The sequence below is a fragment of the Shewanella marinintestina genome (assembly GCF_023283845.1).
Taxonomy (GTDB): Bacteria; Pseudomonadota; Gammaproteobacteria; order Enterobacterales; family Shewanellaceae; genus Shewanella; species Shewanella marinintestina.
In genome coordinates, this window is the sequence record NZ_JAKILC010000013.1 from 92,951 (window position 1) to 109,734 (window position 16,784).

Genomic DNA, 16,784 nt, shown 5'->3' on the forward strand with positions numbered 1-16,784 from the left:
TAAATTGCAAAAAGGAATCAGTATCATGCTTCATGGAATGTACTCTCAATTATGCGCTCGGGTAACACCTGCATTATGGCGCCACAAGCCAGCAGTCATTGCTGTGCTACTTGGAGCAGGCTTGGCTATTCCTTCTGCACAAGCTGACACCCAAACGGCGGTAGCAACCTCAAACGACCAACAGGCGTGCTATGTAGACGGTTTATCTGAGCAGATGCAATGCGGCTCTATCTCAGTTCCTGAAAATTATGCCAAACCTAATGGCAAACAGATCCAAATTCATTACGTGGTTATGCCGTCCACCAAGCCCAACAATAAGTCCGAAGCCTTACTCGCTATCGCAGGCGGTCCTGGGCAGTCAGCGATTGAAAATGCTAAAGGCTTCGATCGCATGCTTAGCAAAGTGCGCCAAACAGAAGATGTCATTCTTATTGACCAACGCGGTACTGGCCAATCAAACCCGTTGCAATGCATTGGCGACGGCTTTGAAAGTGCGCTAGCAGTTAACGAAAGTGATTTTGACACCCGAGTTGAAACTCAAAAATGTTTAGATGAACTTGATGCCGATGTGACTCAATATGGCAGTTTAAGTGCACTTAAAGACTTCGAAGCAGTAAGACAGCACCTTGGCTACCAAAAATTGCACCTATATGGCGTATCTTACGGCACACGTATGGCTCAGCTGTATATGCGTCATTATCCACAAAGCCTAGCTACGGTAACTTTGGACGGTGTAGTCCCTATGCAGCAAAGTGTATTAGCCATTGGCAACGCCATCGCTAGAGCATTCGATTTGTTAGTTGAAGATTGCGCTAACAACACTCTTTGCCATACACAATTTCCTGACCTTAAAAGCGATCTTGAAAAAGTCGATGCAGAGCTAGCAATGGCGCCCAAAATTAGCCAAGTACCGGATCCATTAACTGGCGAACTCACTCAATTGACCTTAACCCGCAGCAAGTTTAAAGGCTCGCTACGTATGGCCCTGTATTCTCCAAGTACCCGCTCACTTATTCCCCATGCGATTCATCAAGCAGCTAATGGCAATTTCCAGCCTATTACCGGCCTCTATGCTATGGGGATTGATAACGCCGGTATCGCTATGGGTATGCATGCCTCAGTAGTATGCGGTGAAGATTGGCAACGCATTACCCCAGAATTACGCGCTAAAACCAATGAAAGCTACTTTGGTCAAGAGATGCTAAAAACTTTTGCAGAGTCTTGTGCGGTATGGAATATGCCAGCGGTAGATGCCAGCTTTAGCCAACCCATTGCCAGCGATATTCCAACTTTACTGCTATCAGGTGAGTTAGACCCTGCTACGCCACCAAGCTGGGGGGAACTCGCCATGGAAAAACTCAGTAATGCCAAGCACTTTGTCGCACCTTATGCAACCCACGGTGTGGCATATCAGTCTTGTGGTAATGACTTAATCGCCGAATTAGTTGAACAAGGCTCGGTAGCAGAATTAGACGCTGAATGCCTAAGTGAGGATATTCGCCGCAATTTCTATCTCAATGCCAGCACGGTAGAAGCTATTCCAACTGATGCAGACGAACAAACAGCCCTGAATAAGTAAGGAAACAACCATGATACAAGTATCAAATTTATCAAAACACATCGGAGATGTGCAGGCGCTGAACGATTTAAGTTTCTCTGCGCTTGATGGCCAAATTACGGGGCTACTCGGCCCTAATGGCGCAGGTAAAACCACCTGTTTACGTACCGTATTTGGCCTATTAAAACCTGACCAAGGTAACGCTGAAATTGATGGTATCGATATCGCAGTGTCACCGGTTGCCGCTAAGCAGCAATTAGGCTTGTTCCCTGACCCTTTTGGTTTATATGAGCGTTTAACCCCACGGGAATATATTAGCTATTTTGCCGAGCTCAATGGCTTATCGCGCAAAGAGGCAAAAATCGCCACCAGCAATGTGATTGAACGATTACACCTTGCCGATATTGCCGACAGACAGTGCAAAGGCTTTTCGCAAGGTCAGCGAATGAAAACTGCATTGGCGCAAGCCATAGTGCATCAGCCAACCAATATCATTCTTGACGAGCCAACCCGCGGTTTAGATGTAATGAGCACCCGTGTACTACGTGATATTTTGCGCGACCTTAGAGACCAAGGCCACTGTGTATTATTTTCCAGCCATGTGATGCAAGAAGTTGCTGCGCTTTGTGATCAGGTGATTGTAATGGCTGAAGGGCGTGTCGTAGCAGTAGGTAGCCCTGATGCGCTTTGCCAACAAACAGGAAAAGCATCACTCGAAGATGCCTTTATTCAATTAATTGGCACCGACGAAGGCATTGCAGCCTAATTAAGGCTGATAAAAGGATTTTAATATGAGTAATAAAATAATCACCATGATCCGCAAAGAGCTGATCGATGCCGCTCGCGATAAACGCTCAGTAATGGCGGGTCTATACTATGCAATTGGCACACCGTTATTAATGTGCGGCATGTTCTTTTTGCTAATAGGTCAACTTACCAGCCCTGAAGATCTCAATATCAAAATAGATAATGCTAATGGCGCCCCCGATCTAGTGAAGTTTCTTGCTAGTCGAGGGATCAGCAATGGTGACAGTAATGCCGAAGACACCAAAAATATTCAACTCATCATTAGCGATGACTATGCCGCGAATATGGCTAAGGGCCTGAGCGCCGAAGTGATTTTAGTCGCCGACGCCTCTAATGAGAAACTGCAGAATTCGATCCGTCGCCTAGAGAGAAGCTTGCAGGAATACAGTGGTGAAATGGGCAGTTTACGCCTGATTGCACGCGGCATTGATCCGCGAGTGATGCAACCTATTAAGGTTAATGTAAAAGATGAAGCCACACCGGATTCTAAAGCGGGTATGATCTTAGGTTTAGCCACCATGACGATGATCTATGCAGTATTCATCTCAGGCATGAACCTCGCAATCGACACCAGCGCCGGTGAGCGTGAGCGTAATTCACTGGCATTGTTATTGAGCCACCCAGTCTCGACTTGGGAGATTGTGATTGCCAAGATTACCGCGGTGAGCATTTTTGCCATGGTTGGCTTAGTACTCACCTTGCTCATTTCTAAGCTAGCTTACAGTTTTGTTCCCTGGCAAGAACTAGGCTTTGCGGTCAGTGTAAACGCCAACTTTATTGTAATGATGCTAATCGTTGGCCTGCCTGTAGCAATCATGGCTGCTTGCTTGCAGCTATTTGTTTCCTTTATGGCAAAGAGCTTTAAAGAAGCCCAGTCCTACATCACTATCGTGTTAATGGTACCTATGATGCTCGCCATGGCGGCAAGCTACAACATCGCACCAGACACGATTCAATGGTTGCCTATTTCAGGCCAATTACAGGCGTTAATCGAGTTTATTAAGGGGCGAGAACTACCTCTTACTCAACTTGCCGTATCTTCAACCTTCACTTTAGCAATTGCCTTAGGTTTAGCTATCGGCATGCAAAAATCACTCAAAAGCGAGAAGATTGTATTTGGTTTATAAACCATCTAAAGGGCTTAACGCAAAACCGTTTAGCCCTTGCAAATTTACATCACTCTTTAAGGAATAAGGATATAGATTATGGAATTTATCGATAAGATTTTAGCTAGCGACAATACAGGTTTCATGGCTCTACTCGGTCTAGGTGTGTTAGCTATTTGGTTCCTACCTGCCATGCTTGCTTTGGCATTTAACCGTAAGCATTTCAAACTCATCTTGCTGGCATGCATTCCAGCTGGGTTTTCGTTAATTGCATGGGGCGGCGTAATGGTTTGGGCGACAACGGGTAAAGCCGTTGATAAATATGCCAACCGTGCTAATGCCCAAAGTTAACTATCAGCAATATTTGAATAAAGGAGTACTACAATGGACTTACCTATGATTGTTTTAATTGTCGCTATCGTTGCTATCGCCACAGCAGGTGAAGCGTTTAAGCACTACTTAAAATCACGAAAAATCACCAGTTCAGAGATCACTAACAATGAACTTGAACTGCTGCGTAAACAAAATCGTCATCTTGAACAGCGAGTTGAAGTGCTAGAAAAAATCGTCACAGACAACAGCTACGATCTAAAATCGACCATCAACGCATTGTAAATGTTAGCAACACCGCCTATTACCCATAGGTTAATCAAAACGCGATAAGTAACTGACATCGCCGCATTAACAGCAGTCATGGGTATTGAATTTTTGCCGGTAAGCACTCGGTGATAAGCTCGTCGTTTGTATAAACAACTTTCTGAATGAACTGACATCTTCATAACCCACCTCAACCACGATTTGCTCAATAGCTAACTCTGTGGTCTCCAATAAACGCTTAGCTTCATCAACTCTCAGCCGCTGAATATAACTTGCAGGCGTCTCATCTATCGCCTTTTTAAAACGACGAATAAGCGTGCGTTTTCCTACCGCAAATTTATCGGCTATATCATCTAACAGTAAATTGGATTTAAGGTGCAATTGCATCCAGTCTTGAATGCGATTTACCAGTTCATCTTTATGTAATGGCTCTGCGTCTAAGGTCATAAAAGCTTGCTGTGAAGTTCGATTTGGATCAATTAACAGCACTTTGGCCATTTGAGTGGCAATTTGCTCGCCAACTAAGTTCTGCACTAACAGTAACGCTAAGCTCAAGTTTGCCGTAGTCGCGCCAGCGGTATAGAACTGCCCATCATTAAGAACTACGTGCTCACTACACAAATTCACTCGCGGAAAGCTTCGTTTAAATAGCTCTGCAAGCCACCACTCACAGGTGGCCTTTTTTCCATCTAGCAGGCCTGACGCCGCCAGCAATAAGGTACCTGAACAATAAGCCGCTATCGGTTTTTGACTTTCAGCAAACCTTCTCAAGGTCTGTAAGTGCGGCTTAAACTCTTCCAGATAAGCATCAAACTGCTTACGATTGGTGATAGTCGCAGAAGCAACAACTACCGCGTCAGCGTGGCTAAGGTAGTGCTCAGCTTCATCATAAGTGACCACTGGCAGCTGTACATTATGATCGCTTTTTATCGGCTCTCCATTCGGTGAAATAACCGCGCATTCAAATAAGAGTTCATCGGCATCAGGATGTGTGATCTGCCAGTAGGTATTACAGAAACTAAACACATCCATAAAACTTAAAATGCCACCAGCAACGGCATTGTCTGCGGCTAATACGACTATCCGTTTCATATCACCTCTCTTCACAGTATCACTCAACTGTCACTTATCACCCCAATTGTGTCAATAATGACACTCAAACGAGCTTTGTCTAGTTTTTATACTGTTGGCATACCGTTAGAGTTACAGGAGCGACAAGATGAAAAGAGATGGAGAAATGAATCAACCAACACACCGCCAAGTGAATGGAGTTACGGCTAATCGCCTTGTTAGTAGCGTATATTTAGTCCTCAGCTGGAGCCTATTAATCTGGCTGAATTTCAGCATTGAGCCTAATCTGTTTGGTCACTTTATCGCAATTCCAAGTTTACTGTTATTAAATGGGTATAGTGCCTATACGATTGCGCAAAATCCTAAAAATAAAGCCGCTAGTTTGAACTAGCGGCTTTATATAGATAATGAGTTTTTGGCTAAGTTTAAATTTTAAACTCTTGTACTAATCCAGATAAACGCTGAGCCATATTTGCTAAATTCTCGCTCTCTTGCGAACTTGTATTCGTCCCAACTGCCGTTTGCTCGGCGGCATTGCTAATGTTAACTATATTGGTATTAATCTCTTCTGAGACCGTACTTTGCTCTTCAGCAGCAGTAGCAATTTGGGTGTTCATATCGGTAATTGTAGCAATTGCCTTGGCAATGCTTTGTAGCACCTCACCAGCACTGCGGGCATGGTTAACGCTGTCATCAACATACTGACGGCTGTCGGACATGGCGTCTGCAGCAAGTTTTGCTCCCCCTTGCAGCTTCTCAATCATACGTTGAATTTCTTCAGTCGATTCTTGAGTGCGGCTCGCCAGCGTTCTGACTTCATCTGCCACCACAGCAAAGCCTCGGCCTTGCTCTCCTGCTCGCGCAGCTTCAATTGCCGCGTTCAAGGCTAGTAAGTTAGTTTGCTCAGCAATGCCTTTGATTACATCTAAAATAGAACCAATCTGATGGCTATCATCCTCAAGATCTTTTACCACCTGTGAAGCCCGCTCTATTCCTACGGCTAAATCTTCAATGGTTTGCACTGTATTATTTACCACAGTTAAACCCGCTTGTGACTGAGTGTCGGTTTGTACTGCCGCATCTGCAGCGTCATTAGCATTCTTTGCTACTTCAACCACAGTTGCAGTCATCTCGTTCATCGCCGTAGCAACCATTTCCAGCTCGTCTCGCTGCATTTGCACAGAAACAGCGGCGTCAGCGGTAATACTTGCCATTCCTTGAGAGGACTCTGCCAATGAAGAGGAAGTTTCTGCCACACTATGCAAACTTGTTTGAAATTTATCTAACATCAAGTTAAACGAGCCAGAAAGCAGCCCTAGCTCATCTTTAGAACCAATATCAATTCTACGAGTTAGATCCGAATCTGCTTCGATAGAAACAATGGACTGCTTCATGCTCTCAATAGAGCGCAAAATAGTACGAGAAACAAAAAATAGGATAAAGCCAGCTAAAGAAAATGAACCTAAAGTGATCGCAAATAACTGCTGGCGAGTGCTTGCCAGTGCACTGATGGCTTCAGCCTGAATTTGAACCCGCAGCGACCCTTCCGCTTCGGTTAAATCTCTAAAAGTGCGTCTTGCTTCATTAGCAAACGGACTCGCACCAACACGGTATTCAGCCCAAGCTTGCTGCAACACTTCAGGTCTGCGATCAAGAGATTTAAGCGCCAACATGCGGTTGCGTCCATCTTCTAAAAATGCTTTTGTCGATTGCTGAGATTGCTCTGCCAACTGACGGATATTACGTCTTGCAGTATCATTGACGATAGCACCAATAGCAGTATCTAAACCTTCGAAATGGTTATAAATATCCTGGATACGTGCATCAAGTAAGTTATAGTTTTTACTAAAGTCATCACCTAGCATAATGCTGCGAGATAAGCGTGAGACGTAATTCATATCGCGGTTAATTGATAGTAGATATTTCTGACTACTCACCGCAGCTTGATCATACTCATTAAAACGCTGCTCTACTTCATCTGTGGTATATACAACATCAACTAAAATCGCACACCCTGCCAGACCAAATACCAACATTACCGCCATCAATTTACGTTTAATACTTAATGAAGCTAGCCAATCCATTTTACTACCCTGGGTTAATTATCAGCGCTAAGCGCATTTTTGCTTCAGGATAAAACAAATAAGGTTAACTTATTAAGCTATATACACATTCTAAATGTAAAACGTTGTGAAAAAATGTAAAAAACCAGTAAAAACAAAGCCCAGCAAAAGCTGGGCTCAATAAAACCTAACTAACAAAGTAAATCAATTACTTAGCTTTAGGCCTAAACGGTTTGATCACGGACTCATCACATTCTAAGAATGGACCATCCATCAAGTCGATGCAGTATGGAATCGCTGGGAACACTGCATCCAGACATTCACGGATCGATTTTGGCTTACCTGGTAAATTCACAATCAGTGAATCGCCACGTAAACCTGCAGTTTGGCGTGACAAAATTGCCGTTGGTACAAACTTTAATGATTCTGCACGCATTAGCTCACCAAAGCCTGGCATCATACGATCACAAACAGCCTCAGTCGCTTCTGGGGTCACATCTCGTTTTGCTGGACCAGTGCCGCCAGTAGTCACGATTAAACTACAGTTTTGCTCATCCGCCATCTTAATCAGAGTCGCCGAAATCACATCTTGTTCGTCTGGGATAACCTCATATACAGGTTCCCATTCAGAGGTGAGGTACTCGTTAAGTACATCGATAATTGCCTTACCAGAAAGGTCCTCATAAACGCCCGCACTGGCTCTATCACTTACCGTTACAATACCGATTCTAGCTTTACTCATTTCTCTTCCTTCAATCTGATCTTAGATAAACTACTTAACTAACAGTTTATCGTGAACGTCTCTATAGTGTGGCTTTAAAGTAGCATAAAGTTAACTAATTAGAGTTTGATAAGTACGACGTCTACTAAAAAATAACTGACCAAGTATTTATGATTATTTGCTAACCAACAAACCCTGCCAGCACAAAATAAAAGCTGAACTGAGCCCATTTACTACAAACGAGAGATAGATCTCACTTTTTTTGATATTAGCCCTCGCAACAACACTTGTTTTCGACAAATTCTACCGTACTCTTGCGCTTACTCGAATTCAGCAGAATTGGCACCATGTCAGGGGACTATACTTGAACAGCAAATCAGGCTTATTGCGCGTTATTCTAACGTTAGCAGCTATGCTTTTTTCTACCGTTATACATGCCGAAATCACTTCACAAAATTTGCCAACCAAAAGCAGTGAACAACCATACTTTAATAGCCTAAAAGACGCTGAAGCGCGCAGTTTGGCTTATGATGATGCTATCGAAAAAATCGAGACTCAAGAAGATAACTGTAATACAGATCAAACTTGTGATGCCTTAGACACCGCAAAAACCGATCTTGAATATGGTAAGCACAACCATATCGCTAAAAACGGTCTAGCTATGTTCGATATCTTAGGCGGCCCAGCATTTACCCCTGAAAATGGCCTAATGATGGCTCTAGGCGGTCTTTACTCCTTTAAAACAGAGCGCGATCAAGCCGAGCTGCAACGCTCGAGTGTGTCTTTGTTTGGTATCGTCAATAAAGGTGATGGCGATGTAGGTTATAGCCTACGTTCAAAACAGAATCTATTTTTCGATAATGATGATATTCGTTATAACGGCCTATTTGTTTTAGCTGACCAAAGTGAAAACTTTTGGGGGGTGGGTTATAACGCAGGTAAACAGCAAGCTGCGTCGGACGACACTTTGCTGAATAAAACCGCCTTGACCTATAATGCCAACTTGGATTTTAAGAGCGATTACGGTTTCTATTTTGGGCCTGCATTGCGGATCAATTACTTCAAGCCTGATGAAGACAGCTTGCCGCCTACAGCAATTGACGACGAAAATTTCCAACAATTTAAAGATAAGCCTTTGTCGATAGGTTTAGGTTTTTCAATTAATTACGACTGCCGAGATGTCACTGTAAACGCATGGCAAGGCCAGTACCTTAACTTTGAATACATCAACTATAGCCCAAGCTTTGGCGGCGATAACCAGTACCAAAAAGCACTGATAGATCATCGTTATTACCACACCTTAGCAGTTGGCAAAGTTTTGGCTTTCTATAACGCTTACCAATGGAGCGAAGGCGATGTGCCTTACTATGATCTGCCAACATTAGGAGGTCAATCTTCGCTGCGAGGCTTATATCAAGGACGCTATCGCGACACTGAAGCGATAGAGCATACCCTTGAGTATCGGCATACTTTTTTACGCAATAACGGCGAGTTGTCAGCACACGGCATGACACTATGGGCGGGCATTGGTTCTGTTGCGGGCACCGATACCCACCTTTATGAAAAACTTCTATATAGCTACGGCATAGGCTACCGCTACGAACTACAACCAAGAATGAACGTACGTGTTGATCTTGGCTTTAGCGATGGCGATAGCGGTTTCTACCTCACCTTTACCGAAGCCTTTTAATTTAATCCAGAGACACAGAATAAATGAACAAACATTTAGTGATTGTGATGCTATTGAGCACCTTCACCACACACGTGTGGGCAACTAGCGACACTAGCGATATTGAACGCAAGCAACCGACTCATTGGAGTCATCTACCGATTTGGGGCGATAAAGCGCGTGAACTTGGTTACGAACTGCCGATCCCTGTTGGTTTTAATATTTATTACAACAAGCAGTCGGTAGCTTACGATGCCAAGGACAACTTCAATCTAGGCCTAACAGGCAGTGGTTGGCTGCATAATGTAAATGCCAACGTGGTTATCCCTGCAGATGATGTGATCATTACCGGCGAAGATGAAAGCATTCAGCTCAGAGCTGATGCCTGGGTGCTACCATTTTTAAATATTTACGGCTTAGCGGGTTACACCAAGGGCCATAAAGATATTCTGGCAGATTTAAGCAATGCTGAAGGTTTAGGTAATAGTGGCATTAATATGGTGTTACCTATCCCAATTGAATACACAGCTTACAACTTAGGCTTAGGTGCAGTACTTGCCGGGCAAGCAGAAGTTATTCCTGGGATGCATCCGTTTATTTTTACCGGCGTGGCTGCATTTACTAATTCTTGGACCACCACGACTGACAGCACCATTCAAACCTATATTGGCTCAATCCGTATGGGGCAAAGATATGATGTAGGTGGCGACAAGCTCGCTTTCTTGTTAGGTTATAACTACCAGATGATCAATCAAAAGATTGGTGGCAGTTACGACTTCAACATTCCATTGTTAGGACGCCCAGGTGGTATTGCCATCGATTATGACGTGCACTTAGTCAGTTCAGAAAGCCACAACATGTCAGTTAGCATGGTGTATGACTTTGGCCCTAAAGATGAGTGGAACGTATTTATTGAATACGGCTTCTTAAACTGGGATCAAGTACTGCTATCAGTTGGCCGTCGCTTTTAATCAACAAAATGTACCGTTCAAGGTGCTCGCTAGCACCTTGAATACTTTCAATCACGGTCTTCTCGATAACCAGTATTTTTGCTTCCAATAACTATTCTTTAAACTAGAAATCATCACACCTTGGCTTGTAGAGGCATGCAAAAACTGTGAGTCTCCAATATAAATTCCCACATGGCGGCTGCTCCAGCCAGTTTTAAAGAAAACCAGATCTCCAGCCCTTAACTGACTTTTACTCACGCTCTTACCGATACTTTTCTGCTGCTCAGTGGTTCTTGGCAGCTGGCGACCAAAGTGATTTTGAAAAGTAAGCAATACAAAGCCTGAGCAATCTATACCTGATTTACTCATTCCTCCTAAGCGATATGGAACCCCTTTCCACTCCCGATGCGTTTGTAATAATTGAGTTTTTACTTCAGCTTCATTAGACAAAGATGCCTTTTTTGTTGGCGATACCGACTGAGGCGGTGCGCTTGAACATGCACTCAACAGTACAGCTAAAAGTAAAACAATAAGAAGTTTCATCTGCATCCAATTTTTAAAACGTTCATTTAATTCCAATTTAAAATTATAACAGTCGTTTATTAAGTGAAAATAAATGCTCACAGCAGCTATCAAATTTATTTATTTAAACTATACCTAAATATACGCGCTAGTTAATTAAAGGATTTGCCCATGGAGAAATACTTATTTAGTCACCATCATCATAATCAATTTAATCTTTCTAAACTGGAAGAAGAGGAGTCTACTCTAGTTGAAGAACATGCAAGCACCGAGGAGCAGGAAGACGAAACTTACAGCTACATCCTTGGCTATAACTGATAATGACGCCGTTGCTAATGTTATTGTTATTAGCGCGGCGAAACATCTTAGACCTCTGCAGCACTATTGATATCCCCCCAATAAACCCCTATCAAAAATCATCAGCTTTGATTAAGACGATTAATTACGCCTCTTTCTCAATAATGGCAAAATCTTGCCTTCAATTATCAATAAATACTATCACAGGCTATTTTAAAATAAGTTAAACAGCCTCTTCCAAACCATATTTATTCAAGCAATCGTCTATAAGTTTAATTGTTAAGCAAAAAGTAATGATATAAATTCATTCTATTGCCACTTAGCCTAAATTCTTTTTAAAGCGCATCGAGGCCACAATTAATCCAATGACAGTAAATATAGCGAGCCAAGTAACGTCATAAGTCATATCCATAATTTCAACATCGCGCAGCACAACACCACGGATTAGACGCATAAAGTGCGTCGCAGGCAGCAACTCAGCGATGTATTGAGCCTCAATCGGCATGCCCTCATAAGGAAACATAAACCCTGATAATAGTATTGATGGTAACAGCACGAAAATAGTCATCTGCATCGATTGCAACTGACTTTTAGCTATGGTGGAAATAACTAAACCTAAAGTGAGACTTGCCATAATAAACAGTAAGGTAGCCCCTGCTAGCTGCAGCAAACTGCCGTTAATAGGTACATTAAACACGCTATAGCCAAGACCAAGAATAATGATCACCTGCACGATGCCAATAAGCATGTAAGGGATAATTTTCCCCAGCATCAGCTCAATAGAACGTATCGGTGTGGTAATTAGCATCTCTAAGTTGCCACGCTCACGTTCACGCACAATGGCAGCAGAGGTAAACATGATCATGGTCATCGTGAGGATCACGCCCACCAGCCCAGGCACAATATTCACCGCCGTTCGCTGCTCGGGGTTATAAAAAAGTGCCACCTCAAAGGTCGGAGTAATTCGGTTTGCAGGTAAACCTAATAACTCAGTTAATGGCATTGCACGTAGCCCTTTTATCGCTGCAGCCACCATAGTATCTGAACCATCGACAATCCACTGCGCCACAGGGCGACTCGTTTCTTCATCACTAGATGGAGGCGTTCCAAGGCCAACCGTTTTATGCCGCACTAAGCGCTGGCTAACATCCTGTGGGATCAACATGACTGCGCGAACATCTCCGCGAGCAATTGCCGCCTGAGCAGACTCGATATCATGAAAGTGCTCGGTAAACTGCACCACTTGAGTTGCAGTAACGGTTTGAATTAATACTCTGCTTAACGCTGTCTGGCTTTGATCAACTACGCCAACCGGAATATCACGTATATTGGTGTTAATGGCAAACCCAAACAACATCAACTGAATAAGCGGGATCATAATCACCATGCCAAAAGTCATTCTGTCTCGCTTTAGCTGGGTGAGTTCCTTAATCACAATTGCCTGTAACCGGTAAAGTGCTTTCATTGACGCCCCTTGCCGGTACAAGTAACAAACACATCTTCAAGACTTGGACGAACTAACGTGAACGCATTAGTACTTAAAGCGGTTTGCTGTGCTAAAAATACCAAAGGATCCGAACAACTATTTTTGACCAGCACTCTCAACCTAGAGCCCAGCTGCGCCGCAGTAATGACTTCAGGCAATGCAATTAACGTTTGCTTGAGTTGGCGTAATTGACTCGACTCAATCTCAACCACCTGCGCCCCCATATTTTGCATTAGCTCATCAGGTGAACCATCGGCGCGCTTCACTCCAGCCTCTAAGATGGCTAGTTTATGGCAACGCTCAGCTTCATCCATATAGTGGGTCGACACTAAAATAGTGGTGCCTTGCTCACACAAATCAAACAGTTTCTCCCAAAAATCACGACGATTCTCAGGATCTACAGCAGATGTAGGCTCGTCTAAAAACAATAACTCAGGTTTATGCATCGTGGCCGCAGCCAATGCCAACCGCTGCTTTTGGCCGCCACTCATGCTACCTGCTAACTGATCGGCTTTTTGATCTAAACCATAAGTGTTGAGCAATTCTTGAATTCGCTCGGCTTGATCGCGCCGAGATAGGCCGTATATTTTTGCAATAAAGGTGAGGTTTTCTTTAACCGTTAAATCATCATAGAGTGAAAATTTCTGGGTCATATAACCAATTTTAAGACGTAACTTTTCAGCATCACGTGGCAAGGTGAGCCCGAGAATTTCAATCTCACCAGAGGTGGGTAATAACAACCCTGTTAGCATACGAATAGCCGTGGTTTTACCGCAGCCATTAGGCCCGAGAAAGCCATATATTTGGCCCTTTTCGACTTCAAAATCAAGATTGCTAATCGCTTTTAGGCTACCAAAGTCACGGCACAATTGCGTTGTTTTAATAACAGGTTGATTGCTGTTGAGAATAGTCTGACTCATGGCATAGCAACCTGAGCTGGAACCCCGCTAGGCAAAGATGCCGAACTATCGGGCAGTTGCACTTCAGCTAAATACATTAAACGGGCACGCTCTTCTTGGTTTAGTGCATAGTAAGGGGTGAAAGCAGGTTCGTTAGCAATCCAGGTCACACGCCCTTCTATCGGTTCATCAATGCCATCGACATACACCCATAAGCTATCATCAATATTGATTTTTACACGATATGGTTCAGGCACATATATCCGAGCAAATGGTGCCTTACCCGCAAGCACAACTGCCAATGGGCTGCCTTGAGTCACTCGTTCGCCAAGGTTCCACGGTAAGTTATCTAAAATGCCATCACGGGTTGCTCGAATCGTTAAGTCATCCAGTTTTTTCTGCTCTACCAATAACACCGCTTCAGTAGCTTCAAGGTTTGCAAGCGCAAAACGAATATCCTCTTCGCGAGAACCTGCCACTAACTCACGTAACTGCTCTTGTGTACTTTCAAGGCTAGCAGTATCTGCATCTCGGCCAGCTAATGCTCGGTCAAGATTTGCCTTACTGGCGAGATTATCTTTTGCCATACTGGCAATACGGCGGTAATTGGCTTCACTTTCTTGTAGCCTTGCTTGCGCTCCCGCAACTGTCGCTCTCGCAGAAGCTATTTCCTCTTCACGAGCACCTTTAAGCAGCTTCTGGTAATTAGCGGTAGCTTGGGCAACATCGGCTAGAGCCTTCGCTAAATGAGCTTTTTGCAAAGTGTCATCAAGCTGCACCAATACCGCGCCTTTAGTAACTGCGCTCCCTTGCGCTACAGGCAGTGCAACCACCACTTCGTTAGTCGTCGCAGTGAGCGCAATACGTTGTCTTTCAAGGCTACCAAGCGCCATAGAAGCGTCGCCGTCATCACAACCAACCAGCAAAAATAACACAGATATCATCAATAATACGCGCACAGTTACCATCCTTTAGAGCTTGTACAAAACCGATGTTTATCTAGCCAAGATACGCTTAATCTATAACGAATCAAGTCAGTTAAATCTTATCTAACTATTCATTTTAACGATTGAATGACAACCAAAAAAGAGCACCTAAGTGCTCTTTTTTAGTTGTCATGCAAACGATGAGCTTAAGACTACTTAGCTCGCTCAGAAGTGTAGATATTCCACATCATCGCAGTACCAGACTCTTGCCAGGTAGCTACCGCAACCAGGCGGTGCTCTCGACCAGAAACAGCTTGAGGCATATGATTTTGCTTAAAATATACTTCCTCTTTAATCCCACTAGCAGGAAAGCCCTGCTCAACAGCAAGTTGAGTAATATAATCAACTCGGCGCTTAGCTAGCGCATGATTATAGTCCTCGCTACCTTCAACGCTGGTGTCACCCACGAGATATAGCGATGGCGCCTGTTTTTGGGCTAAACGTTCAATAATGCCTCGCCATTTATCAGCCTGTTCCGGCTCGAGCGTGTCTTTATCGAAACCAAACATGATCACTCTAAAGTCTTCTTTTACTGTCACTTCAGGGCTTGGACAGCCATCATTATCAATAATCGCTCCCTTACTCGTTCCTGCGCATTTATCACGAGCATTGATCACTCCATCAATATCGCTATCTAGCAGATCTCTAGTCTGTGGCTCCACAGCAAATGGTTCAGCAGTTTCTGCGCAACCTTGCAAAAACAAACAGCTCAGCAGCATACATTGAGTCATTAAAAGGCGCATATTACTTCTCCTCCGTCCAAGCTTCTGGGGTATCGACACGGAATGACTCCATTAAATAGCCAGTAGCATTTATCAAACGATAAGCCGCAATATTGTAATTATAGTGCGAGGTAATATAGTGTTTACGCGCTAAGAACACTTCAACCTTGGCATCCAGTACATCAAGTAATGAACGGCGACCTAGCTCAAATTGCTTGTTATAGCCTTGCTCAGCTTTTACAGCTTGGTCGACATTCTCACGATAAAATCCTCGCTGCTGACCAATAAACTCATAAGCATTCCACGCCAAGCGCGTGCCTTCTTCAACTTGCTTTTGGGTATTTTTGCGAATTGCTAATGATTGCTGATAACGCCAAGACGCCGCTTCGGTACGATCGGTTGTGGAGCCGCCGCTAAATAGGTCGTAGCTGAGCATTAACATGGCGCGAGCATCTTCATCTGGGCCTTCAATACCGCCAATATTGTCGTTTTTATTGGCCTGTAGCTCTAACGATAAGGTTGGCCAAAAGTCACTTTTCTCTCGCTCATGTTGCGCACTAGCAGCCTGTGTATCTAGGATTGCGGCATCGATTTCAGGATGGTTTTCCAATGCTAAACGAATGGCATCCACCAAATTAGTCGGCACAAAATTAAAATCTGGCTGCGGGTCGTGTAAATCTTTCGGTAACTGGCCGACTAAATCGTAGTATCGCGCCTGCTTATCCATCTGGTTATTACGTGCCGATAGATAACCTGATTGACTGGTGGCTAAACGCGCTCGCACTTGCGCTACATCGGAGTCACTACTCAAGCCTTTGTCTCGGCGTGACTCAATATTTTTTAGCACTTCTTGGTGCTCTTTAATATTGCGCTCAGACAACTCAACAATTTTGTTAGCCATCGACAGCTCAAGGTAGACACGGCTGACTTCTAAACTAAGGTTTTCAGCATCAGACAGCAGACCTAAACGCTCAGCCTCCTTTTCAAAATCGAGTCTATCAATCTCAGATGTGGTTCGAAATCCATCAAACAACAGTTGTGACACTCGTACGCCAATTTCGCTGCGATCAAGTTCGGTATCAACCCGCTGACCACTGTTATAGCGCACGTTTTCATAACCTACGCCGCCGTATAGTTTTACTTGCGGTAAGTAATCACCAACCGCTGCGCGCTTATATCGTACCGCAGCTTCAAAGCTAGCGTATTTTTGCTGAATACTTGGATGATGGTTAATAGCCTCAGCCACAGACTCTTCAAGCGTCAGTGCGTGACTTTGGGCTGACAGTGTCAGTATGGGTATAAGTAGCAGTCGTCGCATCGTATCCTTACC

At 43.9% G+C, this 16,784-nt stretch carries 18 protein-coding genes; 9 read left to right on the forward strand and 9 right to left on the reverse strand.

Annotated elements, in window-relative coordinates; genetic code table 11:
* The first annotated feature begins 25 nt into the window (after positions 1-25).
* The 5 genes from L2747_RS14535 (at position 26) to L2747_RS14555 (ending at position 4,086) form a co-directional block, all read left to right on the forward strand.
* Positions 26-1,579, forward strand: coding sequence for an alpha/beta hydrolase (locus L2747_RS14535; protein ID WP_248999738.1), 1,554 nt, complete (start codon positions 26-28; stop codon positions 1,577-1,579).
* Positions 1,580-1,589: 10 nt separating this feature from the next.
* Entirely contained in the window at positions 1,590-2,324 is a 735-nt protein-coding gene (locus tag L2747_RS14540; protein ID WP_248999739.1) for an ABC transporter ATP-binding protein, read from the forward strand.
* 25 nt (positions 2,325-2,349) lie between these two features.
* Positions 2,350-3,492, forward strand: coding sequence for an ABC transporter permease (locus tag L2747_RS14545; RefSeq protein ID WP_248999740.1), 1,143 nt, complete (start codon positions 2,350-2,352; stop codon positions 3,490-3,492).
* 78 nt (positions 3,493-3,570) lie between these two features.
* Positions 3,571-3,822, forward strand: coding sequence for a superinfection immunity protein (locus L2747_RS14550; RefSeq protein ID WP_248999741.1), 252 nt, complete (start codon positions 3,571-3,573; stop codon positions 3,820-3,822).
* 33 nt (positions 3,823-3,855) lie between these two features.
* Positions 3,856-4,086, forward strand: a complete 231-nt coding sequence (locus tag L2747_RS14555) for a hypothetical protein (RefSeq protein ID WP_220781575.1) — start codon at positions 3,856-3,858, stop codon at positions 4,084-4,086.
* Between the two features lie 66 nt (positions 4,087-4,152).
* On the opposite strand, the gene L2747_RS14560 is transcribed toward L2747_RS14555, so the two are convergent.
* Positions 4,153-5,160, reverse strand: a complete 1,008-nt coding sequence (locus L2747_RS14560; RefSeq protein ID WP_248999742.1) for a GlxA family transcriptional regulator — start codon at positions 5,158-5,160, stop codon at positions 4,153-4,155.
* 127 nt (positions 5,161-5,287) lie between these two features.
* Between L2747_RS14560 and L2747_RS14565 the strand changes: the two genes are divergently transcribed.
* Positions 5,288-5,530: a hypothetical protein gene (locus tag L2747_RS14565; RefSeq protein WP_248999743.1), complete on the forward strand. Its 243-nt coding sequence runs from the start codon at positions 5,288-5,290 to the stop codon at positions 5,528-5,530.
* Positions 5,531-5,564: 34 nt separating this feature from the next.
* Here L2747_RS14565 and L2747_RS14570 read toward each other — a convergent pair whose 3' ends face one another.
* Together L2747_RS14570 and mog are read right to left on the reverse strand one after the other, a co-directional pair.
* Positions 5,565-7,223, reverse strand: coding sequence for a methyl-accepting chemotaxis protein (locus tag L2747_RS14570; RefSeq protein ID WP_248999744.1), 1,659 nt, complete (start codon positions 7,221-7,223; stop codon positions 5,565-5,567).
* Positions 7,224-7,410: 187 nt separating this feature from the next.
* Complete coding sequence (gene mog, locus L2747_RS14575) at positions 7,411-7,944, reverse strand: molybdopterin adenylyltransferase (protein WP_202723686.1); 534 nt, start codon at positions 7,942-7,944, stop codon at positions 7,411-7,413.
* Positions 7,945-8,287: 343 nt separating this feature from the next.
* Here mog and L2747_RS14580 point away from each other — a divergent pair, with 343 nt between their 5' ends.
* Together L2747_RS14580 and L2747_RS14585 are read left to right on the forward strand one after the other, a co-directional pair.
* Positions 8,288-9,613 (forward strand): BamA/TamA family outer membrane protein, encoded by a 1,326-nt coding sequence (locus L2747_RS14580; RefSeq protein ID WP_346347788.1) that lies wholly within the window; start codon positions 8,288-8,290, stop codon positions 9,611-9,613.
* Positions 9,614-9,636: 23 nt separating this feature from the next.
* The gene (locus tag L2747_RS14585) at positions 9,637-10,563 is read left to right on the forward strand and encodes a hypothetical protein (protein WP_248999745.1); all 927 of its coding nucleotides are present in this window, start codon (positions 9,637-9,639) and stop codon (positions 10,561-10,563) included.
* A 51-nt stretch (positions 10,564-10,614) separates the two neighbouring features.
* Here the strand turns inward: L2747_RS14585 and L2747_RS14590 are convergent, their stop codons facing one another.
* On the reverse strand, positions 10,615-11,085 hold the full coding sequence (locus L2747_RS14590) for an NlpC/P60 family protein (protein ID WP_248999746.1): 471 nt from the start codon (positions 11,083-11,085) through the stop codon (positions 10,615-10,617).
* A gap of 150 nt (positions 11,086-11,235) precedes the next feature.
* Between L2747_RS14590 and L2747_RS14595 the strand changes: the two genes are divergently transcribed.
* Complete coding sequence (locus tag L2747_RS14595; protein WP_248999747.1) at positions 11,236-11,382, forward strand: hypothetical protein; 147 nt, start codon at positions 11,236-11,238, stop codon at positions 11,380-11,382.
* 298 nt (positions 11,383-11,680) lie between these two features.
* Here L2747_RS14595 and L2747_RS14600 read toward each other — a convergent pair whose 3' ends face one another.
* The 5 genes from L2747_RS14600 to L2747_RS14620 all read right to left on the reverse strand — a co-directional run bounded on the left by L2747_RS14600 (position 11,681) and on the right by L2747_RS14620 (position 16,772).
* On the reverse strand, positions 11,681-12,826 hold the full coding sequence (locus L2747_RS14600) for an ABC transporter permease (RefSeq protein ID WP_248999748.1): 1,146 nt from the start codon (positions 12,824-12,826) through the stop codon (positions 11,681-11,683).
* Complete coding sequence (locus tag L2747_RS14605) at positions 12,823-13,767, reverse strand: ABC transporter ATP-binding protein (protein ID WP_248999749.1); 945 nt, start codon at positions 13,765-13,767, stop codon at positions 12,823-12,825. Before L2747_RS14605 ends, L2747_RS14600 begins: the two co-directional genes overlap by 4 nt.
* The gene (locus L2747_RS14610; protein ID WP_248999750.1) at positions 13,764-14,714 is read right to left on the reverse strand and encodes an HlyD family secretion protein; all 951 of its coding nucleotides are present in this window, start codon (positions 14,712-14,714) and stop codon (positions 13,764-13,766) included. The genes L2747_RS14605 and L2747_RS14610 overlap by 4 nt, the downstream gene beginning before the upstream one ends.
* A gap of 170 nt (positions 14,715-14,884) precedes the next feature.
* Complete coding sequence (locus L2747_RS14615; protein ID WP_248999751.1) at positions 14,885-15,475, reverse strand: OmpA family protein; 591 nt, start codon at positions 15,473-15,475, stop codon at positions 14,885-14,887.
* Between the two features lies 1 nt (position 15,476).
* Positions 15,477-16,772, reverse strand: coding sequence for a TolC family outer membrane protein (locus L2747_RS14620; protein ID WP_248999752.1), 1,296 nt, complete (start codon positions 16,770-16,772; stop codon positions 15,477-15,479).
* Positions 16,773-16,784 lie beyond the last annotated feature (12 nt).

What these genes read in the sequence shown, in the direction of transcription:
- L2747_RS14535 (WP_248999738.1), top strand. Translation starts at nt 26, where the DNA reads ATGCTTCATGGAATGTACTCTCAATTATGCGCTCGGGTAACACCTGCA.
- L2747_RS14595 (WP_248999747.1), top strand. Translation starts at nt 11,236, where the DNA reads ATGGAGAAATACTTATTTAGTCACCATCATCATAATCAATTTAATCTT.
- L2747_RS14610 (WP_248999750.1), bottom strand. Translation starts at nt 14,714, where the DNA reads ATGGTAACTGTGCGCGTATTATTGATGATATCTGTGTTATTTTTGCTG.
- L2747_RS14585 (WP_248999745.1), top strand. Translation starts at nt 9,637, where the DNA reads ATGAACAAACATTTAGTGATTGTGATGCTATTGAGCACCTTCACCACA.
- L2747_RS14545 (WP_248999740.1), top strand. Translation starts at nt 2,350, where the DNA reads ATGAGTAATAAAATAATCACCATGATCCGCAAAGAGCTGATCGATGCC.
- L2747_RS14560 (WP_248999742.1), bottom strand. Translation starts at nt 5,160, where the DNA reads ATGAAACGGATAGTCGTATTAGCCGCAGACAATGCCGTTGCTGGTGGC.
- L2747_RS14620 (WP_248999752.1), bottom strand. Translation starts at nt 16,772, where the DNA reads ATGCGACGACTGCTACTTATACCCATACTGACACTGTCAGCCCAAAGT.
- L2747_RS14600 (WP_248999748.1), bottom strand. Translation starts at nt 12,826, where the DNA reads ATGAAAGCACTTTACCGGTTACAGGCAATTGTGATTAAGGAACTCACC.
- L2747_RS14615 (WP_248999751.1), bottom strand. Translation starts at nt 15,475, where the DNA reads ATGCGCCTTTTAATGACTCAATGTATGCTGCTGAGCTGTTTGTTTTTG.
- mog (WP_202723686.1), bottom strand. Translation starts at nt 7,944, where the DNA reads ATGAGTAAAGCTAGAATCGGTATTGTAACGGTAAGTGATAGAGCCAGT.
- L2747_RS14540 (WP_248999739.1), top strand. Translation starts at nt 1,590, where the DNA reads ATGATACAAGTATCAAATTTATCAAAACACATCGGAGATGTGCAGGCG.
- L2747_RS14565 (WP_248999743.1), top strand. Translation starts at nt 5,288, where the DNA reads ATGAAAAGAGATGGAGAAATGAATCAACCAACACACCGCCAAGTGAAT.
- L2747_RS14605 (WP_248999749.1), bottom strand. Translation starts at nt 13,767, where the DNA reads ATGAGTCAGACTATTCTCAACAGCAATCAACCTGTTATTAAAACAACG.
- L2747_RS14555 (WP_220781575.1), top strand. Translation starts at nt 3,856, where the DNA reads ATGGACTTACCTATGATTGTTTTAATTGTCGCTATCGTTGCTATCGCC.
- L2747_RS14550 (WP_248999741.1), top strand. Translation starts at nt 3,571, where the DNA reads ATGGAATTTATCGATAAGATTTTAGCTAGCGACAATACAGGTTTCATG.
- L2747_RS14570 (WP_248999744.1), bottom strand. Translation starts at nt 7,223, where the DNA reads ATGGATTGGCTAGCTTCATTAAGTATTAAACGTAAATTGATGGCGGTA.
- L2747_RS14590 (WP_248999746.1), bottom strand. Translation starts at nt 11,085, where the DNA reads ATGAAACTTCTTATTGTTTTACTTTTAGCTGTACTGTTGAGTGCATGT.